The 22,103-nt window shown below is 71.8% G+C and carries 22 protein-coding genes; 3 read left to right on the top strand and 19 right to left on the bottom strand.

Annotated features, from left to right (window positions below; genetic code table 11):
* Position 1 precedes the first annotated feature (1 nt).
* From H1W00_RS05375 to H1W00_RS05365, 3 genes are read right to left on the bottom strand one after another with little or no spacing between them, the layout of a single operon-like run.
* Positions 2–1,582 (bottom strand): GMC family oxidoreductase, encoded by a 1,581-nt coding sequence (locus H1W00_RS05375; protein ID WP_181754331.1) that lies wholly within the window; start codon positions 1,580–1,582, stop codon positions 2–4.
* Between the two features lie 45 nt (positions 1,583–1,627).
* Complete coding sequence (gene menD / locus H1W00_RS05370; protein WP_181754329.1) at positions 1,628–3,169, bottom strand: 2-succinyl-5-enolpyruvyl-6-hydroxy-3-cyclohexene-1-carboxylic-acid synthase; 1,542 nt, start codon at positions 3,167–3,169, stop codon at positions 1,628–1,630.
* Positions 3,166–4,107, bottom strand: a complete 942-nt coding sequence (locus H1W00_RS05365) for an o-succinylbenzoate synthase (protein WP_181754327.1) — start codon at positions 4,105–4,107, stop codon at positions 3,166–3,168. Before H1W00_RS05365 ends, menD begins: the two co-directional genes overlap by 4 nt.
* A 92-nt stretch (positions 4,108–4,199) precedes the next feature.
* Between H1W00_RS05365 and H1W00_RS05360 the strand changes: the two genes are divergently transcribed.
* On the top strand, positions 4,200–4,847 hold the full coding sequence (locus tag H1W00_RS05360) for an SDR family oxidoreductase (RefSeq protein WP_181754325.1): 648 nt from the start codon (positions 4,200–4,202) through the stop codon (positions 4,845–4,847).
* Here H1W00_RS05360 and H1W00_RS05355 read toward each other — a convergent pair.
* Complete coding sequence (locus H1W00_RS05355) at positions 4,822–5,862, bottom strand: AMP-binding protein (RefSeq protein ID WP_338072831.1); 1,041 nt, start codon at positions 5,860–5,862, stop codon at positions 4,822–4,824. The genes H1W00_RS05360 and H1W00_RS05355 overlap by 26 nt on opposite strands.
* A gap of 47 nt (positions 5,863–5,909) precedes the next feature.
* On the opposite strand from H1W00_RS05355, the gene H1W00_RS05350 reads away from it, so the two are divergent.
* Complete coding sequence (locus H1W00_RS05350; protein WP_338072830.1) at positions 5,910–6,797, top strand: 1,4-dihydroxy-2-naphthoate polyprenyltransferase; 888 nt, start codon at positions 5,910–5,912, stop codon at positions 6,795–6,797.
* On the opposite strand, the gene cds1 is transcribed toward H1W00_RS05350, so the two are convergent.
* Together cds1 and H1W00_RS05340 are read right to left on the bottom strand one after the other, a co-directional pair.
* On the bottom strand, positions 6,781–7,866 hold the full coding sequence (cds1, locus tag H1W00_RS05345) for an L-cysteine desulfhydrase Cds1 (RefSeq protein ID WP_181754322.1): 1,086 nt from the start codon (positions 7,864–7,866) through the stop codon (positions 6,781–6,783). The two genes, H1W00_RS05350 and cds1, sit on opposite strands and share 17 nt — an antisense overlap.
* On the bottom strand, positions 7,847–8,113 hold the full coding sequence (locus tag H1W00_RS05340; protein ID WP_181754321.1) for a DUF4229 domain-containing protein: 267 nt from the start codon (positions 8,111–8,113) through the stop codon (positions 7,847–7,849). The genes cds1 and H1W00_RS05340 overlap by 20 nt, the downstream gene beginning before the upstream one ends.
* Positions 8,114–8,208: 95 nt before the next feature.
* Here H1W00_RS05340 and H1W00_RS05335 point away from each other — a divergent pair, with 95 nt between their 5' ends.
* Entirely contained in the window at positions 8,209–8,472 is a 264-nt protein-coding gene (locus H1W00_RS05335; protein ID WP_181754319.1) for a PLD nuclease N-terminal domain-containing protein, read from the top strand.
* Between the two features lie 10 nt (positions 8,473–8,482).
* On the opposite strand, the gene H1W00_RS05330 is transcribed toward H1W00_RS05335, so the two are convergent.
* The 13 genes from H1W00_RS05330 to H1W00_RS05270 form a co-directional block, all read right to left on the bottom strand.
* Positions 8,483–9,541, bottom strand: coding sequence for an ABC transporter permease (locus H1W00_RS05330; protein ID WP_206679973.1), 1,059 nt, complete (start codon positions 9,539–9,541; stop codon positions 8,483–8,485).
* Positions 9,538–10,440: an ABC transporter ATP-binding protein gene (locus H1W00_RS05325; protein WP_181754317.1), complete on the bottom strand. Its 903-nt coding sequence runs from the start codon at positions 10,438–10,440 to the stop codon at positions 9,538–9,540. Before H1W00_RS05325 ends, H1W00_RS05330 begins: the two co-directional genes overlap by 4 nt.
* A 22-nt stretch (positions 10,441–10,462) precedes the next feature.
* Entirely contained in the window at positions 10,463–11,386 is a 924-nt protein-coding gene (gene ccsB, locus H1W00_RS05320) for a c-type cytochrome biogenesis protein CcsB (RefSeq protein ID WP_181754315.1), read from the bottom strand.
* Positions 11,383–12,954 carry a cytochrome c biogenesis ResB family protein gene (gene resB / locus H1W00_RS05315; protein ID WP_181754313.1) on the bottom strand — a complete coding sequence of 524 codons (1,572 nt, stop codon included), beginning with the start codon at positions 12,952–12,954 and terminating at the stop codon, positions 11,383–11,385. The genes ccsB and resB overlap by 4 nt, the downstream gene beginning before the upstream one ends.
* Entirely contained in the window at positions 12,951–13,712 is a 762-nt protein-coding gene (locus H1W00_RS05310; protein WP_338072829.1) for a cytochrome c biogenesis CcdA family protein, read from the bottom strand. Before H1W00_RS05310 ends, resB begins: the two co-directional genes overlap by 4 nt.
* Complete coding sequence (locus H1W00_RS05305; RefSeq protein ID WP_181754311.1) at positions 13,709–14,284, bottom strand: TlpA family protein disulfide reductase; 576 nt, start codon at positions 14,282–14,284, stop codon at positions 13,709–13,711. Before H1W00_RS05305 ends, H1W00_RS05310 begins: the two co-directional genes overlap by 4 nt.
* Complete coding sequence (locus H1W00_RS05300; protein ID WP_181754309.1) at positions 14,281–14,931, bottom strand: histidine phosphatase family protein; 651 nt, start codon at positions 14,929–14,931, stop codon at positions 14,281–14,283. Before H1W00_RS05300 ends, H1W00_RS05305 begins: the two co-directional genes overlap by 4 nt.
* Before the next feature lie 15 nt (positions 14,932–14,946).
* Positions 14,947–16,266, bottom strand: a complete 1,320-nt coding sequence (hemL, locus tag H1W00_RS05295) for a glutamate-1-semialdehyde 2,1-aminomutase (RefSeq protein ID WP_181754307.1) — start codon at positions 16,264–16,266, stop codon at positions 14,947–14,949.
* Between the two features lie 108 nt (positions 16,267–16,374).
* A complete protein-coding gene (gene hemB / locus H1W00_RS05290) occupies positions 16,375–17,346 on the bottom strand; it encodes a porphobilinogen synthase (protein WP_181754305.1) in 972 nt (323 codons plus the stop codon).
* 136 nt (positions 17,347–17,482) lie between these two features.
* The gene (cobA, locus tag H1W00_RS05285; RefSeq protein WP_181756178.1) at positions 17,483–19,087 is read right to left on the bottom strand and encodes a uroporphyrinogen-III C-methyltransferase; all 1,605 of its coding nucleotides are present in this window, start codon (positions 19,085–19,087) and stop codon (positions 17,483–17,485) included.
* 65 nt (positions 19,088–19,152) lie between these two features.
* Entirely contained in the window at positions 19,153–20,076 is a 924-nt protein-coding gene (gene hemC, locus H1W00_RS05280; RefSeq protein WP_338072828.1) for a hydroxymethylbilane synthase, read from the bottom strand.
* Positions 20,073–21,371, bottom strand: a complete 1,299-nt coding sequence (locus tag H1W00_RS05275) for a glutamyl-tRNA reductase (protein ID WP_181754303.1) — start codon at positions 21,369–21,371, stop codon at positions 20,073–20,075. Before H1W00_RS05275 ends, hemC begins: the two co-directional genes overlap by 4 nt.
* The gene (locus H1W00_RS05270; protein ID WP_181754301.1) at positions 21,368–22,039 is read right to left on the bottom strand and encodes a redox-sensing transcriptional repressor Rex; all 672 of its coding nucleotides are present in this window, start codon (positions 22,037–22,039) and stop codon (positions 21,368–21,370) included. Before H1W00_RS05270 ends, H1W00_RS05275 begins: the two co-directional genes overlap by 4 nt.
* Positions 22,040–22,103 lie beyond the last annotated feature (64 nt).

The following is a 22,103-nucleotide window of genomic DNA, read 5'->3' as shown; positions in this document are numbered from 1 at the left end:
GTCAGGCTCCTCGGATGAGATCGGCGAGCTTCTCGCCGATCATGATGGTGGGTGCGTTGGTGTTGCCGCGCGGGACGCGTGGCATGACGGAGGCATCGGCGACGCGCAGGCCCTCGACCCCGTGCACGCGCAGCTCGGGATCGACGACGCTGCCCTCCACGGTACCCATCGCGCACGTCGAGGTCGGGTGGTAGAGCGTCTGGCCCAGCCGGGCGATGACGTCGAGGATCTGGTCGTCCGTGGGGTTGCGCACGGCCGGCTCCCACGGCTCGTCGAGCATCCGAGCCATGGGGCCCTGCCAGACCATCTCGAGCATGCGCCGGTAGCCGCCGAGCATCGCGTCGAGGTCGGCCGGGTCGTCGAAGTAGGCCGGGTCGATCTCGGGGTGCCACGACGGGTCGGCCGAGCGCAGCCGGATCCGGCCGCGGCTCTGCACGTTCACCAGGGTGGGCGCCACCGTGACGGACCGGCGGACGGGCTCGTGCAGGCCGTTGTCGTAGAAGCCGCTCGGTGCCACGTGGATCTGGATGTCGGGCAGGTCGAGGTCGTCGCGCGAGGCGTAGAACGCCCCACCCTCGCCGATGTTGGACACCAGCGGGCCGGTCTTGGTGGCCTTCCACCGCATGATGTTGCCCAGCGTGATCGCGTCGGCCAGGTCGGTGGTGTTGCGCGTGTAGACGAGGGTCCCGGCGACGGGATGGTCCTGCAGGCCCTGACCCACGCCGGGCGAGTCGACCACGACGTCGATGCCCATCTCGCGCAGGTGCGCCCCCGGACCGACACCGGAGAGCATGAGGAGCTGCGGGCTGTTGATCGCGCCGCCGCTGAGGATGACCTCGGCGTTCGCGCGGACGACGTGCTCCTGCCCGTGCTTGCGGTAGACGACGCCCGTGGCGCGCCCGTCCTCGATCAGGATGCGGGTGACGAACGCGTCGGTGCGCACCGTGAGGTTGGGCCGGCCCATCGCCGGACGGATGTAGGCGTCGGCGACCGACCAGCGCTCGCCGCGACGGTGGGTGACCTGGTAGACGCCGGCACCCTCCTGGTGGGCCCCGTTGAAGTCGTCGTTGCGCTTGAGGCCGGCGGCCACGGCCGACTCGACGAACGCCGAGGTCAGCTCGTGGGTGAACCGGCGGTCCTCGACCACCAGGGGGCCCTCGGTGCCGTGGTACGGACCCGACAGGCGCTGATTCGCCTCGGACTTCACGAAGTACGGCAGGACGTCGTCGTAGCCCCACCCCGTGGCCCCGTAGGCGTCGCGCCACTCGTCGTAGTCGGCGGCGTTGCCGCGGATGTAGATCATCGCGTTGATCGTGGAGCTGCCGCCGAGGGCCTTGCCGCGGGGCCAGTAGGCACGGCGGCCACCGAGGTGCTTCTGCGCGCTGGTCTCGTAGTTCCAGTCCCAGCGGGTCTTGAACAGCTGGCTGAACCCGGCCGGGATCTTGATCATGTCGTCCTGGTCGACGGGACCGGCCTCCAGCAGCAGGACCGAGCGGTCGCGATCCTCGGTGAGCCTCGCGGCGATCACACCTCCGGCACTTCCCGCACCGATGACGATGTGGTCGAACGACTCGTCGGCCATGTCCACTCCTGCCCAGCGCAACACGGTGTGACGCTGGCCACAAACCTAGACGGCGGCGAGACCCGAGACAACCGATTGCAGGGCACGGCGCCCGGCGCGCGTGACCTGCACCTCCAGCACCTCGATCCCGACCGGCGCCCGCGAGAGGTAGGCGGCCAGCTGACCGGCCTCGACGAGGCGGTGCTTGATGCCGTGCGCGGCGCAGAGCGCGTCGATCTTGGTGCGGGTGGGCGTGCCGAAGACACGCTCGAACGCGAGCGAGTACTCGGGCGATCCCTGCTCGAGGGTGTGGAAGATGCCGCCGCCGTCGTCGTTGAGCACGACGATCGTCAGGTCGGGCCGCGGCTCGATCGGACCGATCAGCAGACCATTGGCGCCGTGCAGGAACGTGAGGTCGCCCATCAGGGCGATCGCCCGGCCGTAGCTGGCGAGGGCGGCGCCGATCGCGGTGGAGACGGTGCCGTCGATGCCCGCGAGGCCGCGGTTCGCCAAGACGCGCGGGCCGGGGGCGCGGACCGGTGCCACGAGGTCGACGTCGCGGACGACGTTGGACGAGCCGAGAACGAGCAGGCCCCGCGTGGCCGCCTTCCAGACCGCGTCGGCCACCGTGAACTGCTCGGCCTGCAGCAGGGCGTTCTGGATGCGGTCGCCGGCCTGGAGCCAGCTGCGGAGCCAGGACTCGTCGCCCACGCCTCCGCGCACGGAGATGCGGTCGGCGAAGGTGACGTTCCCTCCGGGGACGCCGGGGAACGTGCTCGCGTCGCCGACGTGGATCGTGGGGAGGTTGGTCCGGGTCAGCAGGTTCGTGACGGGGCGCGACAGCGTGGGGTGCCCCGCGCTGACGATCCGCTCGACGCGCTCGATCAGCCGGCCACCCAGCACGACCCGCCCGCACGCGACCGCCGTGGGCGCGCCGCGCAGGCCGGACGACGGCTCCGCGAGGATCGGCCAGCCGGCCTGCTGCGCCACGGCGGCGAGCGCCGGGTCGGCGCCGTCACCGGCCACGAGGAGCGTGCGGGGTCCAGTCTCCAGGGTCTGGGTACGTCCCGCGACCGGGGTGTTCATGGACCACGAATTCTGCGGGAACTTCCACGAGACCGACTCGACGAGCGGCTCGTCGAGCTCGACGTTGAGGTGCACGGGGCCGCCGCCGCGCACGGCACCGGCCAGCCCGGTGATGCGGTCGGTGAACGTGATGCCGGGGAACATGCCCGGCTGCACCGTGGTCTGGTTGGCTCCGGTGCCGCGCAGGTGCCCCGGGCGGTCGGCCGTGACGGCCAGCACCGGGATCCGCGAGTGCAGCGCCTCGAGCAGCGCCGGGTGCAGGTTGGCGACGGCGGTTCCCGAGGTGGTGATGACCGGGGTCAGTCGGCCGGAGGCCTTGGCCAGCCCCAGGGCGAGGTAGCCGGCCTCGCGCTCGTCGACGCGGACGTGCAGGCGGATGAGCCCTTGGTCGTCGGCGGCGTGCAGGGCCAGCGCGATCGGGCCGGAGCGGGAGCCGGGCGAGAGCACCGCGTCGGAGACCTCCTGCGCGAGGAGGGTCGCCACGAGCCTTCGCGCCGTCTCGACGGCGCTCTCGTCGGTCACAAGGTCTCCCGTACGTGGGCCAGCCGGGCCTGCCAGCGCTCGTCGACCTCGGCGGACGCGGCGACCTTCGCGTAGGCCTCCTCGTCGAGCACCGGACGCGTGGGCCACAGGCTGCCGTCGACCGGCTCGAGCGGATCGGCGACGACGTCGCTCGTGAGCAGGTGGGCCGTGCCGATGCCGCAGGCGTAGGGCAGGTCCGGCAGCGCGGCGGCGAGCGCGACGCTGGCCGCCAGGCCGATCGACGTCTCGACGGCGCTCGACACGCTCACCGGCATGCCGATCTGTTCGGCGATCCGCAGGCACGCGCGCACGCCGCCCAGCGGCTGCACCTTGAGCACCGCGATGTCCGCGGCGTCGAGGTCGCGGACGCGGAACGGGTCGGCCGCCCGGCGGATCGACTCGTCCGCCGCGATGGGGACGTCGACCTTGCGCCGTACCTGCGCGAGCTCCTCGACCGTGGCGCACGGCTGCTCGACGTACTCGAGACCGCGCGCGACGTGGTCGAGCTTCTTGATCGCCTTGATCGCGTCCTTCACCTGCCACGCGCCATTGGCGTCGATGCGGATGAGCACGCCGGGCAGCGCGTCGCGGATCGCGGCGATGCGCTCGATGTCGTTCTCGAGGGTCTCGCCGGCCTCGGCGACCTTGATCTTGATCGTGTGGCAGCCGCTCTCGATCGCGGTGCGGGCGGCGGTGGCGCCGTCGCCCACGGCCGGGACGATGCCGTTGATCGGCACGCACTCGCGGACGGGCTCGGGCCACGGCTTGCAGGCCGCCTCCATCGCGGCCTGGAGCCACGGCAGGGACGCGACGTGGTCGTACTCGGGGAAGGGGCTGAACTCGGCCCAGCCTGCCGGGCCCTCGGCCAGCATCCCCTGTCGGTGCTCGAGCCCGCGGAAGCGCGTGCGCATCGGGATCGAGTAGGTACGGAACTCCACCCACGAGAGTATCCACGGAGAACCGCTCAGGTTCCACTGCGCCTCGAACTTCGCGGCGGGCGAACGCTTCGGGACCTGCCTACGGTGGAGGCATGTCCGACATCGCCATCGTGGGAGGCCACGGCCAGGTGGCCCGCCTCCTCGTCCCTCTGCTCACCGAACGCGGCGACCTCCCGGTCGCTCTCGTCCGCAACCCCGACCACGCCGCCGACCTGCCCGGCGCGGCCATCCGGCTGCTCGACATCGAGAAGGCCACGGCCGAGGACTTCGCGACGGCGTTCACCGACTGCGACGCCGTCGTCTTCGCGGCCGGCGGCGGGCCCGACGGCAAGATCGAGCGCAAGCGCAGCGTCGACCTCGAGGGCTCGCTGAAGTCGATCGAGGCCGCCAAGGCGCTCGGCATCCGCCGCTTCGTCCAGGTCTCGGCCATCGGCGTCGACAACGACCTCGGCGACGACGTCCAGCCCGTGTGGAAGGCCTACGTCGAGGCGAAGCGCGACGCCGACGCCGCCCTGCGCGACAGCGGCCTCGACTGGACGATCGTGCGCCCCGGTGCCCTGACCGACGGCCCCGGCACCGGCTCGGTGACCGTCGGCGAGACCGTCGACCGCGCCGAGATCCCCCGCGCCGACGTCGCCGCCGTCATCGCCGCGGCCCTCGCCGACGACGGCACCATCGGCAAGCAGTTCGAGGTCATCGGAGGCGACACCCCCGTCACCGAGGCGCTCCGCGGCCTCTGACGGAACTGACGGATTCCCCGGTGACGGCGAAACTTCCTCCCGCCAGCGCGACCCGGTCGGGCTTGCCGCCCGGGAGCAGCGGCAGGGCGTCGAGGACGTGGACGGCGCGCGGGGTCCACGCGCGGGGGTGGCCCGCGGCCTCGATCGCGGTGGCGGCGCCGGCCCGGTCTAGGTCGCCGACCACGAACGCCACGACGCGCTGGCCCCACTCGGGATCGGGCTGGGCCACGACCACGACGTCGAGCACGCCCGGCTCGTCGCGCAGCACCGATTCGACCGCGGCCAGCGGGACGTTGACCCCGCCGCTCACCGCCACCTGGTCGGCGCGGCCGAGCACGCTGAGCCGGCCGTCGGCGTCGAGCCGGCCGAGGTCGTTCGTGACCAGCCACTCCCCCGTGTCCTCGGCCAGCACCGGCCCGGCGATCGCCACGCGGCCGTCGTCCTCGATGCGCAGCCGCACCCCGTCGAGCGGGAGCCCGTCGTACACGCAGCCGCCGCACGTCTCGGTCATGCCGTAGGTCCGCACGATGCGTACGCCCGCCGCTGCGGCGCGGTCGAGCACCGCCCGCGGCGCGGCGGCACCACCCAGCAGCACGGCGTCGAAGGACGCCAGGTCCCCCGCCCGGCCGGCCTCGACGAGCCGGAAGAGCTGCGTCGGCACCAGCGAGGCGTAGCGACGGACTCCGGACATCGCCTCCGCGGCGGCGGCCACGTCGGCGTGCTCGTCGAGGAAGACCGGCTCGGTGCCCGCGACGATCGATCGCACCAGCACCTGGAGGCCACCGACGCCGGTGGGCGGCAGCGCGGAGAGCCACTGACCCGGGCCACCCAGCCGCTCCAGCGCGGCGTGCGCCGATGCGAGCACGGAGGCGTGGGACAGCCGGATCGACTTCGGCTCGCCGGTGCTGCCCGACGTGCGCATCACCAGCGGCGGCCCGCCGGCGGCGACCCAGGGCCGCAGCAGCTCCAGCACCTCGCGGGCGGAACCGGCGACGGGAGACAGGGAGGCGGCCACCCGACCACTGTAGGACCGGCCCGGATGCCGCCTCCTAGACTCACGGGGTGACCTCCCCGACCGGCCTGAAACTGTGGATCGAGGGCGCGCGGCTGCGCACGCTGCCCGCCGCCATCGCACCCGTCGCCGTCGGCACGGGTGCCGCCGCGTTCGACGACGGCGTCGTCTGGTGGAAGGGGTTCGTGGCGCTCGGCGTCTCGCTGGCGCTGCAGGTCGGCGTGAACTACGCGAACGACTACTCCGACGGGATCAAGGGCACCGACGAGAACCGCGTCGGCCCGCTGCGTCTCGTCGGCTCCGGCCTCGTCGCGCCAGCGAAGGTCAAGGCCGTGGCGCTCGCGTTCCTGGCCCTCGGCGCCGCCCTCGGCCTCGTGCTGGCCGCGACGTCGGGCTGGTGGCTCATCGCCGTCGGCGCGCTCGCGATCCTCGCGGCGTGGGGGTACACCGGCGGGGCGAAGCCCTACGGCTACCGCGCCCCCGGCGGGGGCAGCGGCTTCCTGTTCTTCGGCCTGGTCGCGGTCCTCGGCACCACCTACGTCCAGCTCGGCACGATCAACGACGTCAGCGTGGCGGGCGCGATCGGCGTCGGGGCGCTGGCCTGCGCGATCCTCGTGGCCAACAACCTGCGCGACATCCCCACCGACACCGAGACCGGCAAGCGCACGCTCGCGGTGGTCCTCGGCGACCGGCGCACGCGCTGGCTCTACGCCGCGCTCGTGATGACGGCCTTCGTCCTCGTGGTGGCCTGGTGCGCCACCGAGACGCCGTGGGCGCTGCTGGCCTGGCTCGGCATCCCGTTGGCCGCCCGCTCGGTGGCCGCCGTGCGCTCGGGCGCGACCGGACCCGCGCTGATCCCGGTCCTGAAGGACACGGGCATCGCCGAGCTCGTCTACGCGATCGGGCTGACGGCCGGGCTGTTCATCGGCCCGGTGTGAACGTCCCGCTGCTGGTCAGCTCCGATAGCTGCTGGAGGTAGGGCGTCGGGTCGAGTCCGTGCTCGGCCACCCAGCGGTCGTCGAAGTAGGTGTGCGTGTAGCGGTCTCCGCCGTCGCACAGCAGCGTGACGATCGAGCCCTCGCGGCCCTCGGCCACCATCTGCGCGGCGAGCCCGAGTGCCGCCCACATGTTGGTGCCGGTGGAGCCGCCGACGGGGCGCCCGATCAGGTCGGAGGTCCAGCGCATCGCCGCGATGGAGGCGGCGTCGGGGACGTGCACCATCTCGTCGACGACACCGCCGACGAAGGACGGCTCGACCCGCGGCCGGCCGATGCCCTCGATCCGCGAGGAGACGTCGGTCGTGACGTCGGACCGGTCCTGGTCCCAGCCCTCGAAGAACGCCGAGCCCTCGGGGTCGGCCACCAGCAACCGGGTGTGGAAGCGCCGGTAACGGACGTAGCGGCCGATCGTGGCCGACGTGCCGCCCGTGCCCGCGCTGACGACGATCCACGCCGGGATCGGGTGCGGCTCGGCCGAGAGCTGGGCGAAGATCGACTCCGCGATGTTGTTGTTGCCGCGCCAGTCGGTGGCGCGCTCGGCGTAGGTGAACTGGTCCATGTAGTGGCCGTCGCACTCGTCGGCCAGGCGCTGCGCCTCGGCGTACATCAGCCGGGCGTCGTCGACGAAGTGGCAGCGACCGCCGTACCACTGGATGAGCGAGATCTTCTCGGCACTCGTGCTGCGCGGCATGACCGCCACGAACGGCAGGCCCAGCAGCCGCGCGAAGTAGGCCTCGGAGACGGCGGTGGAGCCGCTCGACGCCTCCACGATCGTGGAGCCGCGGTGGATCCAGCCGTTGCACAGCGCGTAGAGGAACAGCGAGCGCGCCAGCCGGTGCTTCAGGCTGCCGGTCGGGTGGACCGACTCGTCCTTGAGGTAGATCTGCACCCCGTCGAACGGCAGGTCGAGGGCGTGCAGGTGGGTGTCGGCGCTGCGGTTCGCGTCGGCCTCGACCCGGCGGACCGCATCCGCCAACCAGTCGCGGTCCTCAGTCGACGTCTTCGGCACGGCGCGACTCCTCGATGCGCTCGTTGAGAGCCTGTGCCCGCTCCTGCAGCTTCACCGCCACCTGGTCGCGCAGGCGCCTCAGCGTGAGGATCGAGATGATCGACGAGACGATGAGCGCGAGCAGCAGGACCCACAGGTCCACGACGGCGCTCGGGTCGAAGACGAGGCGGGAGATCCCCCACAGCACCGCCCACGTGACGAGGAAGACCCCGAGTCGGGCGAGCGTGTACGTCCAGAAGGCCTTCATACCTCGGATTCTAGTTGTCGTCGCCGAGCACGGGACGGGCGGTGAGGTCACGTCAACACGGCGCGGCGCTGGAACGGGGTCGGTACGCTCTGGCCATGGGCAAGGTCTTCCTCGTACTGGCGGCCGTGGTTCTCATGGTCTACAGCCTGTACGACCTCGTGGCGACGCCGCGCGACCGCGTGCAGCACCTGCCCAAGTGGGGCTGGGCCCTGCTGATCGTCCTGGCGCCCTACGCCGGCGCCGCGCTGTGGCTGATCTTCGGCGTGGCCAAGGGCCGCTCCACGGGCGGCCCTCGCAAGCGTCCGCCGCCGCGCCCGCTGGGCCCCGACGACGACCCCGACTTCCTACGCGGTCTCTGACCCTCGCGCGTCAGGCGTCCCAGCGGAACACGCGCGAGGCGATGAGCGAGCAGACGGCGGCGAAGCCCAGCAGGATCGCCATCGGTGCCCAGATCGCCTCCACGCCCTGACCGCGCACCATGACGTCGAGCATCGCCTCGTTGAGGTGGCGCAGCGGCAGCAGCCTGCTGATCGCCTGGAGCCAGTCGGGCGCACCCTCGAGCGAGAAGAACGAGCCCGACAGGAACGCCATCGGCAGCACGATGAAGTTCGCCAGGCCGACCGCGCCCTCCTCGGTCTTGCTGATCGAGCCGGCCAGCAGCCCGATCGACAGGAAGGCGAGCGTGCCCGCCAGGACGAGCGGGATCACGAGCGGCCAGGACCCGCTGAGCACCAGTCCGAACGCGCCCACCGCCAGGCCCAGGAAGATCGCGGTCTGGCCGAGCGCGACCAGGACGCTGACACCGACGCGGGCCAGCACCACCGACGAGGTGCGGATCGGCGCCAGGCGCAGGCGGCGCAGCAGGCCGGACTGGCGCCACGATACGAGGTTGACCGCGGCACCGAAGGTGGCGCTCATGGCGATCGCCCAACCGAGCAGACCGGGCGTGACGTACTGGATCGGCTCGAGCGACTCGTCCTCGACCTGCTGCGTCTCCAGCGTGAAGGCGGGCGTGCCGCCCGCGGCGGCGAGGTTGGCGGAGTCGACGATGCCCTGGAACGTGCCGCGCACCCGCGCCGCCGTGACCTGGTCGGCCTGCGAGTAGTGCACGACGAGGCGGTCGCCCTCCTCGGTGATCACGGCGGCGAGGTCGCCGTCGCGCACCTCGCGCAACGCCTTCGCCTCGTCGGTGGCCGGCGTGATCTCGATGCTCTGCTCGAGGGCTTCGCGCGCGTCGGGCGCCATGTCGTCGAGCGCCGCCACGTCGCCGACCTGGGCGACCTCGAGCTTCGGGGCACCGTCGTTGGTGAGCAGGTCGCCGAACAGCACGAGGAACATGAGCGGAAACAGGACGGCCCAGAACAGGGTCATCCGGTCGCGGACGAAGCCCAGGAGCATCGCGCGGGAGAGCGAGGTCAGTGCGGTCACGAGCGGTACTTCCGTCCGGTGAGGCTGAGGAACACGTCCTCCAGGGAGGCGCCGGAGGCGCTGAGCCCGTCGAGGGCGTCGAGGCCGGCCAGCGCGGTCAGCACGTCGGCGGGGCGGCGGGTGGACAGGACCGTGCGGTCGGGGTGGACCTCGACGGCCTCCACTCCGCCGATCCCCCGGGCGCGGTCCTCGTCGATGGCTCCGGGCGCGAGGCTGATCCGCGTGGGCGCATCGAGCCCGCGCACGAGGGCGGCCGGCGAGTCGAGCTCGAGGAGGCGGCCGTGGTCGATGATCGCGACGCGGTCGCACAGCACCTCGGCCTCCTCCATGTAGTGCGTCGTGAGCACGACCGTGCGGCCGGAGTCGTTGAGGCCCTCGAGGAAGTCCCAGAGGTTGCGCCGCGCCTGCGGGTCGAGGGCGGCGGTCGGCTCGTCGAGGAAGACCACCTCGGGGTCGTGCACGAGCGCGCACGCGATCGAGAGCCGCTGGGCCTGGCCACCGGACAGGTCCTCGACCCGAGACCCGGCCTTGTCCTCGAGCCCGACCTGCTCCAGGAGGGCGTCCACGCGGTCGCCCCCCACGCCGTAGAGCGCGCCGAACGTGGCCAGCTGCTCGCGGGCGGTGAGCCGCTCGAAGAACGCGGAGGACTGCAGCTGCACGCCGATGCGACGCTGCAGCGCGGGGTCGCGCTTCCAGGGGTCGTGGCCGTCGATCGAGACCGAGCCCCCGTCGGGATGGCGCAGCCCCTCGATCATCTCCAGCGCGGTGGTCTTGCCGGCGCCGTTCGGGCCGAGCAGGCCGAAGAACTCGCCCGGCTCGACCGTGAACGTCAGGTCGTCGACGGCGGTGAGGTCGCCGTAGGACTTCGTCAGCCCCGCGACCTCGATGCGTGCACCCATGCGGACGACGCTAGCGAATCGGTCAGGCGTAGCTGTGCTGACCGGAGATGAACAAGTTGACGATGTAGTAGCTGATGATGAACGTCGTGAACCCGACGAGCGCGAGGTAGGCGGCGCGCTTGCCCTTCCAGCCGGCGGTCACGCGGGCGTGAAGGTAGCCCGCGTAGACGATCCAGGTGATGAGCGCCCAGACCTCCTTCGGGTCCCAGCCCCAGTAGCGGCCCCACGCGAGGTGGGCCCAGATCGGGCCGGAGATCAACGCGCCGAAGGTCCACAGCGGGAAGCCGACCGCGTTCATGCGGAACGCCACCTGGTCGATGCGCGCGGCGGCGGGGAACCGCTCCAGGACCGGGCCGACGCTGCCGCGCTCCTCGGCTCGAGCCTTGACGAGGTACAGCACGCTGGCCGCGGCACCGACCATGAACAGCGCGGCGGCGGTCATGATGGAGGTGACGTGGATGTACTTCCAGAACGTGTTCAGCGCGGGCACGAGAGGTCCGGCCGGCGTGTAGGTGGAGATGGACATCGCGAGGATGAACAGGCAGACGGCCAGCACGACGCCGCCCATCCACTGGATCTTCGAGCGCCACACCATGACGAGGTAGACCGACAGTGCGATCGCCGTGCCAGTCACGCCGAACTCGTACATGTTGCCGTAGGGCGCGCGCTGCGTGGCCAGGCCGCGGGTGACCGCAGCGCCGATCAGCAGCAGCGTGCCGAGCACGGTGAGCGACACGGCGACGCCGACGAGGCGGTCGGGCGTGTCGGTCTCGGCCTCATCGGTGTCCTCGGGGAGGACGTCGCCGCTCCCGGCCGCCACGGCGACGGGAGCCTTGGCGCGAGCCGTGAGCCACTCGGCGACGTGGCAGAAGAACGCGACACACAGCACGGCGAAGGCCGAGCCGGTGAGGTAGTTGGAGAGCTGGGCCCACTGGTCGAGTGTCATGCCTTTTCCTTCTCCTGCTCGCCCAGCTCAGCGTGGAGCCGGGACATCAGGTCGTCGAGTTCTGCGGGCAGGTCGTCACGGGGAACGCGGTCGAGCGCCGCCACCTCCACCACGGTACGTGATCCCTCGGCGCGGGCCCGGATCCAGGTGCGCCGGGGCCGGACGAGCAGGGAGGCGGTGAGGCCCAGGATGCCGAGGCCGACGCCGAGCAACGGGAGCCACGGGACCGGCGTGTGCCCGATCTGGAACCTCGCGAACTGCTTGAGCTCGACGAACTCGATCGTGCCGCCGCCGGGCAGCTCCTGGCTCTCGCCCGGGCCGATGTCGACGCGGAAGTTTCCGTCGCCGTCCTTGACCTGGGTCATCTTGCTGGTGTCGAGCGAGTAGACCGACTGCGAGACGCCCTCGTCCAGGCCGAGGTCGCCGGTCCACAGGTTCATGCCGATCCGCGGGTTCAGCGCGCCGGGGAACACCGAGACCGACGGCTTGTCGGGGCTCGAGGAGAACGCGGTGGGCAGGAAGAAGCCCTGGAAGCCCAGTTGTTCGCCGTCGGCGTCGGGCACCTTCACGACACCGGTGGAGGTGTACGTGGAGTCGGCGGGCAGGAACGGCACGGGGCCGTCGAACGCCACCTTGCCGGAGGCGTCGGTGACCCGGATGACGGGCGCGTAGCCCTGGCCCACGAGGAAGACGTCCTCGCTGCCCACCGAGAGCGGGTGGTTGACCTCGATCTTGAAGTCATCGTCGTCCTTCCCCGCCTCGTTGTAGGTGCCCGTGGCGCGGAACAGCTTGGGGGCGCCGCGCTGGTTGCCCTCGACGTAGAAACGGGCGAGGAGGTCCTCGAGCTGCAGCGACCACGGCTCGAGACCGGACTGGGCGTCGAACATCGCGCCGGAGGAGAACTCGTCGTACTGCGACAGGGTGTTGCTGAAGCCATTGCCCTCGACCACGATCACGTTGCCGCGGTAGCCCCACAGCGCGGCGGCGGCCACGCCCACGAGCGCCACGAGGACACACACGTGGAAGACCAAGTTGCCGAACTCGCGCAGGTAGCCCTTCTCGGCGCGCAGCTCGCCGGTGTCGCCCTCCTGGAGGACGTCGATGCGCGCGCGCCCGAGAGCACGACGACCGGCCTCCAGCACCTCGGTGACGGACCGGTCGGTCTCGAAGCGCTCCGAGGCCGGCATGCGGGCGAAGTTGCGGGGCGCCTTCGGCGGGCGGGCCCTGAGCGCCTGCGCGTAGACCCTCGTGCGCGGCAGGATGCAACCGATCAGCGAGACCATCAGCAGCAGGTAGATGGCGCTGAACCACACCGACGAGAACACGCTGAAGCCGCCCAGCCTCTCCAGCACGGGAGCCAGCTTCGGGTGGTCGAGGTAGTAGGCCTGCACGGCGCGGGCGTCGACGCCACGCTGCGGGATGAACGACCCCGGCACCGCCGCGACGGCCAGCAGCAGGAGCAGCAGCAGGGCCGTACGCATCGAGGTCAGCTGGCGCCAGGCCCAGCGGGCGAACTCGACGGGGCGCAGCTCGGAGGCGGTCTCGTTGCGCTTGTCGCGGGGGCTCACAGGGGGACCTCGAATCCATTGATCCAGTGCTGCAGGGCGATGACGATGTCCTGCCACCAGCCGGTGATCAGCAGGACGCCGGTGGCGATGAGCAGGCTCGCCCCGACGGCCGACACGGCACGCTGGTGGGCGCGCACCCAGCCGGTGACACGCAGGAACCGGGTGAGGAACAGGGCCGCGAGGACGAACGGGATGCCGAGCCCGAGGCAGTAGACGAGCGCAAGGAACGCCCCGCGTCCGGCGGTGGCCTCGTTGGCCGAGAGCGCCAGCACGGCCGTGAGCGTGGGACCGATGCAGGGCGTCCAGCCGACGCCGAAGACGACGCCCAGCAGGGGCGCGGCGAGCAGGCCGACACGGCGGACACCGTGCTTGCGCACGTCGCGCTGCAGCACGGGGACCCAGCCCATGAAGACCACGCCCATCACCACCAGCAGCACGCCGGCGATGATCGAGATCTCCCGCTGGTAGGGCAGCAGCTGCTGACCCGCGGCACCGAACAGCGCTCCCCCGGCGACGAACACCGAGCTGAAGCCCAGCACGAAGAGCAGGGAGCCCGTGACGACCCGGCCACGGCGCGCGGTCTCCAGCTCGGTGACCGCCACCCCCGAGACGTAGGACAGGTAGCCCGGCAGCAGCGGGACGACGCAGGGGCTGAAGAACGAGAGGAGGCCGGCGAGCAGGGCGACGGGGACCGTGAGGACGAGGTTGCCCGACGCGGCGGTCTCGAGGAACCAGTCGCTGACGTCGCCAGCGATCACTGGGTGCTCTTCTTGGTCTGGTCGACCAGACCGCGCAGCGTGGCGTCGGTGAGCTCGCCCATGACGCGCGCCGCGACCTTCCCGTTCTTGTCGATGACCCACGTGGTCGGGATCGCCATGGACGGCAGGACGTCGGCAAAGACGGCCTGGTTGCGGCCCGAGGAGTCGTCGATGCTCGGGTAGCTGATTCCGAAGGACTCGTTGAACGCCTTCGCGCTGGCCGGGTCGTCCTTGGTCAACAGGCCCAGGAACTGCACGTTCTGGTCGGCCAGCTCCCTCGAGGCCTTCGCCAGAGCGGGGGCCTCCTTGCGGCACGGAGCGCACCACGAGCCCCAGAGATTCACGACCAGGATCTTCCCCTGGAAGTCGGCGCTGCTGATCTGGTTGCCGTCCAGGTCGGCGCCGGAGAGCTCGGGCGCGGTCTTGCGCTTGCCGGGGTCGACGAAGGTGATCTCGCCGTTGCCGTTGATGAAGCCGTCCTCACCGGTGTCCTGCACCCCGCCGACGCACGCCGAGAGAACGAGTGCGACAAGAACGACCACGACGAGGCGAGCGAATCGAGTGCTTCTCATGCTCCGCCGACGAACTTCCCGCGCAGGACGTCGGGGATGAGGTGACCGGCGGGCTCGCTGTAGACCAGGCCCTTGAAGGCGTCGTCCTCGAACGTCAGCGTGGTGAGGCTGGCCAGCGAGCACTGGCGGTTGCGGGGGTCGTGCGCGAAGCGGCCCTTCTCGTAGGACTTGCGCGCGATCCACACGGGCAGCTGGTGCGACACGATGAGCGCCTCGTGACCGCGCGCGGCTTCGCGGGCGTCGTCGATCGCCAGCAGCATGCGGGCGGCGATGTGCGCGTACGCCTCGCCCCAGGACGGGCGGAACGGGTTCCACAGCCACGGCCAGAAGCGCGGGTTGAGGAAGGCCTTGGGGCCCACGCCGACGGTGCGGCCCTCGAACTTGTTGCCGGCCTCGATGACACGCTCGTCGGTCTGGATGTCGAGCTTGAGGATGTCGGCCACGGGCCTGGCGGTCTGCTGCGCGCGCTCCAGCGGCGAGGCGACCAGGTGCGTGATGTCGTTGGTCTTCAACGACTCCGCGACCGTGGCGGCCATCTGGTTGCCGAGATCGGAGAGGTTGTAGCCGGCCAGGCGGCCGTACAGGACCCCGCCGGGGTTGTGGACCTCGCCGTGGCGCATCAGGTGGACGATCGTGCGGGTGCTCATCTGGGTTCCTTCGTGTCAGCGGGCCGCAGCGGCTGCCGCGCGGGCCGCGCCGGGGAGGGCTTCGGCCAGTCTAGAGAGGGGCTCGGAGTCGACGTCGGGGTCATGGGCGGCCGAGAGGAACCAGGCCTCGTAGGCCGACGGCGGCAGGTAGACGCCGGCGTCGAGCATGGCGTGGAAGAAGGCCGTGTAGGCGCCGGTGTCCTGGGACTGCGCGCCGGCGAAGTCGGCCACCGGCTCGGCGACGCCCCAGAAGATGCTGAACATCGTCCCGGCGGTCTGCAGGGTGTGCGCGACGCCGGCCTCGGCGAGCGCCTCGGAGACCAGCTGCTGCACCTGGGACGACGTGGCGGAGAGCCGGTCGTAGACCTCGGGGGTGGCCAGCCGCAGCGTGGTGAGGCCGGCCGTGGTGGCGACGGGATTGCCCGACAGCGTGCCCGCCTGGTAGACCGGGCCGACCGGCGCGAGCAGGTCCATCACGTCGGCGCGACCGCCGAAGGCGGCGGCGGGGAACCCGCCGCCCATGACCTTGCCGAACGTCATGAGGTCGGGCTGCCAGCCCTCGACCTGGCCGTCGATCTCCCAGTAGCCGCTGCGCGCCGCGCGGAAGCCGGTCATCACCTCGTCGGTGATGAACAGGGCGCCGTTCGCGGCGCAGGTGCGGGCGAGGTGCTCGTTGAAGCCCGGGTGCGGCGGGACGACGCCCATGTTGCCGGCTGCGGCCTCGGTGATGACGCACGCGATCTGGTCGCCGTACTCGGCGAACGCGGCGTCGACGGCGGCCGGGTCGTTGTAGGGCAGCACGATCGTGTCGGCCGTGACGTGCGCGGGCACGCCCGGCGTGCCGGGGATGCCGAGCGTGACGACGCCCGAGCCGGCCTCGGCGAGGAGCGCGTCCACGTGGCCGTGGTAGCAGCCGCTGAACTTCACGATGCGGTCGCGGCCGGTGAAGCCGCGGGCCAGCCGGATGGCCGACATGGTGGCCTCCGTGCCGGACGAGACCATGCGGACGCGATCGACCGGGGTACGGCCGACGATCTCCTCGGCGAGCAGCACCTCGGGCTCGGCCGGGGTGCCGAAGCTGGTGCCGCGGGCGGCGGCGGCGGTGACCGCCTCGATGACCTCGGGGTGCGCGTGGCCCAGCAGCATCGGACCCCACGAGCCGACGAGGTCGACGTAGCGGTTGTCGTCGGCGTCGGTGAGCCACGCGCCCGAGCCGGACTTCATGAAGCGCGGCGTGCCGCCGACGGCACGGAACGCGCGCACCGGCGAGTTCACGCCGCCGGGCGAGACCTGCTGGGCCCGGGCGAACAGCTCCTCGGATGCGGTGGTGCTCATGCGTGCTCCTCTCGGGTACCCCGGCGGTCGAGTGTTCGCGAGGAAGGAGCGAACGTATCGAGACCACGTGATCTCGATACGACGTCTCGCAAGCTCGCCGTCACTCGATCACCGGCTGCGCAGTCGGCGGGCGACCTCGGCCGCCCAGTAGGTCAGGACGATGTCGGCGCCGGCGCGGCGGATCGACAGGAGGGACTCGTCGATCGCGCGGTCGCGGTCGATCCAGCCCTGGGCGGCGGCGGCCTCGACCATCGCGTACTCGCCCGAGACCTGGTAGGCCGCGACGGGCACGTCCACGGCCGCCCGCACGTCGGCCAGGATGTCGAGGTAGGACATCGCGGGCTTCACCATGACGATGTCGGCGCCCTGCTCGACGTCCAGGAGCGTCTCGCGCAGCGACTCGCGCCGGTTGCCGGGGTCCTGCTGGTAGGTGCGGCGGTCACCCTGCAGCGAGGAGTCGACCGCCTCGCGGAACGGGCCGTAGAACGCCGAGGCGTACTTGGCCGCGTAGGCCAGGACGACGACGTCCTCGTGGCCGGCGACGTCGAGGTCGCGGCGGATCACGTCGATCTGGCCGTCCATCATGCCGCTGGGGGCGACGACGTGGGCGCCGGCCTGCGCCTGCGCCACGCCCATCCGCCCATAGATCTCGACGGTGGCGTCGTTGTCGACCCGGCCATGCGCGTCGAGCACGCCGCAGTGACCGTGGTCGGTGAACTCGTCCAGGCACAGGTCGCTCATGACGAGCAGGTCGTCACCGACCTCCGCCCGCGCGTCGGCGATGGCGACGTTGAGGATGCCCTCGGGATCGAGCGCCCCCGAGCCCTGCGCGTCCTTGTGCTCGGGAACGCCGAACAGCATGACGCCGCCCAGGCCCAGTTCGACCGCCTCGGCGTAGGCCTTGCGGGCGGACTCGCGCGAGTGCTGGACGACGCCCGGCATGCTCGCGATCGGCCGGGGCTCGGTGATCCCCTCGGCCACGAACATCGGCAGGACCAGCTGCGACGGCACCAGGTGCGTCTCGCGCACGAGGCGTCGCACGGCCGCGGTGGACCGCAGCCGGCGTGGGCGTTCGATCATGCTTGCCTCCTGGAGTGATCGTTCCGTGATCTCGATACGGCGTCTCGCTGCGCTCGCCGCCACTCGATCACCGGCTCGGGCCCGGTGATCGAGTAGCTCCGCGAGGAACGAGCGGGCGTATCGAGATCCGCCCGACTCAGGCCTTGCGGCGCGAGGACGGCTTCTTCTGCGAGGGGCGCAGGACGGGGTCGCCGGCCTCGATGAACTGCAGGCGACGCTGCTCGCCGAACTGCGCGAGCGCGTCGGCCAGCTCCTCGGCGGACGGCTTCTCGGCCATCACGTCGACCCGCAGGCCGTGCTCCTCGGCGGTCTTCGCCGTGGCCGGACCGATGCAGGCGATGATCGTCGTCGCGTGCGGCTTGCCGGCGATGCCGACGAGGTTGCGCACGGTCGAGCTCGACGTGAACAGCACGGCGTCGAACTTGCCCGACTTGATCGCCTCACGCGTGGGCGCCGGCGGCGGCGAGGCGCGCACGGTGCGGTAGGCGGTGACGTCGTCGACCTCCCAGCCCAGCTCGACCAGGCCGGCCGCGAGGGTCTCGGTGGCGATGTCGGCGCGCGGCAGGAAGACCCGGTTGATCGGGTCGAGCAGCTCGTCGAACGGCGGCCAGTCCTCGAGCAGGCCGCGACCGGACTGCTCGCCCGACGGCACGAGGTCGGGGCGGATGCCCCACGTCTCGATGGCCTGCGCGGTCTTCTCGCCGACGGCGGCGATCTTCAAGCCGCTGAAGGCACGGGCGTCGAGGCCGTACTCCTCGAACTTCTCGCGGACGGCCTTCACGGCGTTGACGCTGGTGAACGCGACCCACTCGTAGCGGCCCTCGACGAGGCCGCGGACGGCCTTGTCCATCTGCTGCGGATTGCGCGGCGGCTCGACCGAGATGGTCGGGACCTCCTCGGACACCGCGCCGTACATCCGCAGGCGGGAGGCGAGGGACTGCGACTGCTCCTTGGTGCGGGGCACCAGGACGCGCCAGCCGTAGAGCGGCTTGGTCTCGAACCACGACAGGACCTCGCGCTGGGCGACGACCTCGCCCACGACCACGATGGCCGGCGGCGTCATGTGCGAGGCGGCGGCCGCCTCGGCGATCCCGGCCAGCGTGGAGACGACCGTCTCCTGGGCCGTGGTGGTGCCCTGGCGCGTCATCGCGACGGGCGTCTCGGGCGAGCGGCCCGCGGCCACGAGGCCGGCGGCGACCTCGCCGATGCGGTTCACGGCCGAGAGCAGGACGAGCGTCTCGTGACGCGCGGCCTCGCTCCAGTCGACGTTCGAGTCGCCGACGCTGACGACCTTGAACTCGCGGTGCTGCTTGTCGGTCAGCGGCACGCCGGCGTAGGCCGGGACCGCCGAGACCGAGGAGACACCGGGGACGACCTCGAAGGAGATGCCCGCCTTGGCGCAGGCCTGGGCCTCCTCGGGGCCGGTGGCGTAGGTGAACGGGTCGCCGACCATGAGGCGCACGACGTGCGCGCCGGTCTTGGCGTGCTTGACGACGAGCTTGCCTCGGGCGGCGTGGGTCAGGGTCTCGCCGGCGGCGTTCGTGCCGCCGTCGATCACGTCGGCGCCGTTCGTGACGAGCGCGTGCTGCTCAGGCGCTTCGACGATCACGACGTCGGCCTGGGCGAGCACCTCGGTGGCGCGGACGGTCAACAGGCTGGCGTCGCCTGGACCGGCGCCGACGAAGCTCACCCGCCCGGCGGGCTGGGCGGTCGGCGCGGTCGGTGCGGGGGACGTGGGCATCGCGGAGGTGGTGGACACGCTCTTCCTTGCTGTGATCGGTGGCGGAGTCTCGTGCAGGTTGTTGCTCATGAGGTGGTCACCGATCCCATGAGCTGATCGGCGCCCTCGGCCAGCAGCTCCTCGGCGAGACGACGCCCGAGGGCGGCGGCTTCCGTGGGAGCACCGGAGGCGGAACGTCGGATGACGGGGTTGCCGGAAAGGTCTCCGACGACGGCGCGCAGCCAGAGCTCGTCCCCGTCGTCCCCCCAGACGACGTCGGCGAGGGCTCCGACCGGCGCGCTGCACCCGGCCTCGAGGGTGGCGAGGAGGGTGCGCTCGGCCGTGACGGCGGCCCGGGTGTCGGGATCGTCGAGCACGGAGAGCAGTGCGGTGGTCGCGTCGTCATCGGCGCGGCACTCGCACGCGAGGGCTCCCTGTCCGGGAGCCGGCAGCATCTGGAGGGGGTCGAGGACCTCGGTGGCCTCGTCGGCACGGCCCAGGCGCAGCAGCCCGGCGCGGGCCAGCACGATCGCGTCGAGCTCGCCGCCGGTGACCTTGCCGATGCGGGTGTCGACGTTGCCGCGCAGCTCGGCGATCTCGATGCCGAGCCCGAGGGCGTTCAGCTGGCTGACCCGGCGGGGGCTGCCGGTGCCGACCCGGGCGCCGCGGGGCAGCTCGCCGAGGGTGAGGCCGTCGCGGGCGATCAGCACGTCGCGGGGGTCCTCGCGCACCGGCACGGCGGCCAGGGTGAGGCCCTCGGCGGCGCCGGTGGGCAGGTCCTTGAGCGAGTGCACGGCGAAGTCGACCGTGCCGTCGAGCACGGCCTCACGGACGGCCGCGACGAAGACGCCGGTGCCGCCGATCTGGGCCAGCGGAGCGCTGGAGCGATCACCGTAGGTGGAGATCTCGACGAGCTCGACCTCGACGCCGTGCGCCTCGCGGAGGCGGTCGGCGACCCAGCCGGACTGGGTGGTGGCGAGCTTGCTGGCGCGGGTTCCGAGACGGATCACGCGGGATCACCTCCCGGGTCGGTGACGGCGCTGACGGCCGAGGGGTCGAGCTGGAACAGGTGGGCCAGCGCGTCGGCGTAGGTGAGGTTCTCGGGGCCCTCGACGAGCTCCTTGACGCGCACCGTGGGCTGGTGGATCAGCTTCTCGGCGACGCGGCGCATCGCGCGGCGGACCTCGTCGAGCTGGGCGTCGTCGAGGCCGGACAGCCGGCTCTGCAGACGCGCGGTCTCGGAGCTGACGACCTCGGTGGCCATGCTGCGCAGCGCGACGACCGTGGGCGTGACCTTCGCCTGCTGGCGGCTGGCCAGGAACGAGTCGACCTCGGACTGCACGATCTCGCGGACCTGCTCGACGTCCTCGGCGACGGAGTCGGCGGTGGCGTGGGCGGCCAGGACCTCGATGTCGATGACGTCGACGTTCGGCAGGTCGCGCACCTCGTGCGAGACGTCGCGCGGCAGCGCCAGGTCGATGACCGTGAGCGGGCGGCCGTCGCTCGTGGCGCGCTCGATCCGCTCGGTGTCGAAGACGACGCCCGCGGCGCCGGTGCAGGTGATGAGCACGTCGGCGGCGGAGAGCTCCACGTCGAGCGACTCCCAGCGCACGGCGCTGACGCCGTGGCTGGCGACGAGCTCGAAGGCGCGCTGGAACGTGCGGTTCGCGACCCAGATCCGCGACGGCTCGACGCCGCGCTCGATCAGGGTGCGCACCGCGAGCAGGCTCATCGTGCCGGCGCCGGCGACCAGGAAGCGGGCCTGCGGATCGGTGACCGCGTCGCCCGCGGCACCGAGGGCGGCGGTGACCAGCGACGGCGCGAGGCGGTCGATGCCGGTCTCGGCGTGACCGCGCTTGCCGATGCGCAGGGCCTGCTGGAAGAGCGTGTTGAGGCTGGTGCCGGCGGTGGCCTCGGCCTGGGACTGGTGCAGCGTCGAGCGCACCTGACCCAGGATCTGGCTCTCGCCCAGGATCATCGAGTCGAGTCCGGCGGCCACGCGGAACAGGTGGGCCACGGCGGCCTGGTCGTAGTGCACGTAGACGTACGGCAGCAGGGCCTCGCGGCGCAGTCCGGCCATGTCGGCCAGCAGCTGCGTGACCTCCTCGACCGAGCCGTGGAAGCGGTCGGCCTCGACGTAGACCTCGACGCGGTTGCACGTGGAGATGACGGCCGACTCGGTGACGGCCGGGACCTCGAGCGCCAGGTGCGACAGCTTGACGGCCGCATCGGTGTCGAGGGAGGCCTGCTCGAGCAGGTCGACGGGCGCGGACCGGTGGGACAGTCCGACGACGAGAACGCTCATGAGAGAACCGCCTCTTCGCTCGGGGCCGCTTGGCGGCGGTGTGCGTGGTAGCCCAGGATCTGCAGCTCGGCGGCGACGTCGACCTGGCGGAGATCGACCTCGGCGGGGACCTGCAGCGCGGTGGGCGCGAAGTTCAGGATGCTGCTGATGCCGGCGGCGACGAGGGCGTCGGCGACGCTCTGCGCGGCGGCGGGCGGGGTGGCGATGATGCCCAGCGAGACCTCGTCGCGCACGACGATGGCCGCCAGGTCGTCGATCGAGAGGACCTCGTGACCGCCGACGACGGTGCCGATCAGCTCAGGGTCGGCGTCGACGACCGCCGCCACCTTGACGCCCCGGGCACCGAAGCCCTGGTAGGCGGCGAGGGCCGTGCCGAGGTGGCCGGCGCCGACGATGACGACGGGCCAGGGCTGGGTCTGGCCGACGACGGTGGCGATGTGACCGGCCAGGAAGCGGACGTCGTAGCCGACGCCGCGCGTGCCGTAGGAGCCCAGGTGCGAGAGGTCCTTGCGGACGATCGCGGAGTTCACGCCGGCCGCGGTGGCCAGGTGCTCGGACGAGCAGACGTCGGTCCCTCGCTCCGCGAGCTCATCGAGAGCACGCAGGTACAGCGGGAGCCGGGCGACGGTGGCGTCGGGGATCCCAGCGGGGCTGCGAAGAATGGTCACGATGCTCCTGCGCCGCGGAATGACGGGAATTTTGGGCCGTGGCGCGCCGTCAGTCTAAGAGTTT

This window comes from Aeromicrobium phoceense (assembly GCF_013868155.1).
In the GTDB taxonomy this organism is placed as follows: Bacteria; Actinomycetota; Actinomycetes; order Propionibacteriales; family Nocardioidaceae; genus Aeromicrobium; species Aeromicrobium phoceense.
Note: the sequence above shows the minus strand (reverse complement) of the source record. Positions and strands in the feature narration are given on the sequence as shown.

Coding starts and splice junctions, on each gene's coding strand:
- H1W00_RS05325 (WP_181754317.1), bottom strand. CDS start 10,440: ATGGGTGCACGCATCGAGGTCGCGGGGCTGACGAAGTCCTACGGCGAC.
- H1W00_RS05340 (WP_181754321.1), bottom strand. CDS start 8,113: ATGAAGGCCTTCTGGACGTACACGCTCGCCCGACTCGGGGTCTTCCTC.
- H1W00_RS05300 (WP_181754309.1), bottom strand. CDS start 14,931: ATGAGCACCCGCACGATCGTCCACCTGATGCGCCACGGCGAGGTCCAC.
- H1W00_RS05305 (WP_181754311.1), bottom strand. CDS start 14,284: ATGAGAAGCACTCGATTCGCTCGCCTCGTCGTGGTCGTTCTTGTCGCA.
- cobA (WP_181756178.1), bottom strand. CDS start 19,087: ATGCCCACGTCCCCCGCACCGACCGCGCCGACCGCCCAGCCCGCCGGG.
- ccsB (WP_181754315.1), bottom strand. CDS start 11,386: ATGACACTCGACCAGTGGGCCCAGCTCTCCAACTACCTCACCGGCTCG.
- hemL (WP_181754307.1), bottom strand. CDS start 16,266: ATGAGCACCACCGCATCCGAGGAGCTGTTCGCCCGGGCCCAGCAGGTC.
- H1W00_RS05360 (WP_181754325.1), top strand. CDS start 4,200: ATGTCCGACATCGCCATCGTGGGAGGCCACGGCCAGGTGGCCCGCCTC.
- H1W00_RS05275 (WP_181754303.1), bottom strand. CDS start 21,371: ATGAGCGTTCTCGTCGTCGGACTGTCCCACCGGTCCGCGCCCGTCGAC.
- H1W00_RS05375 (WP_181754331.1), bottom strand. CDS start 1,582: ATGGCCGACGAGTCGTTCGACCACATCGTCATCGGTGCGGGAAGTGCC.
- H1W00_RS05335 (WP_181754319.1), top strand. CDS start 8,209: ATGGGCAAGGTCTTCCTCGTACTGGCGGCCGTGGTTCTCATGGTCTAC.
- hemB (WP_181754305.1), bottom strand. CDS start 17,346: ATGATCGAACGCCCACGCCGGCTGCGGTCCACCGCGGCCGTGCGACGC.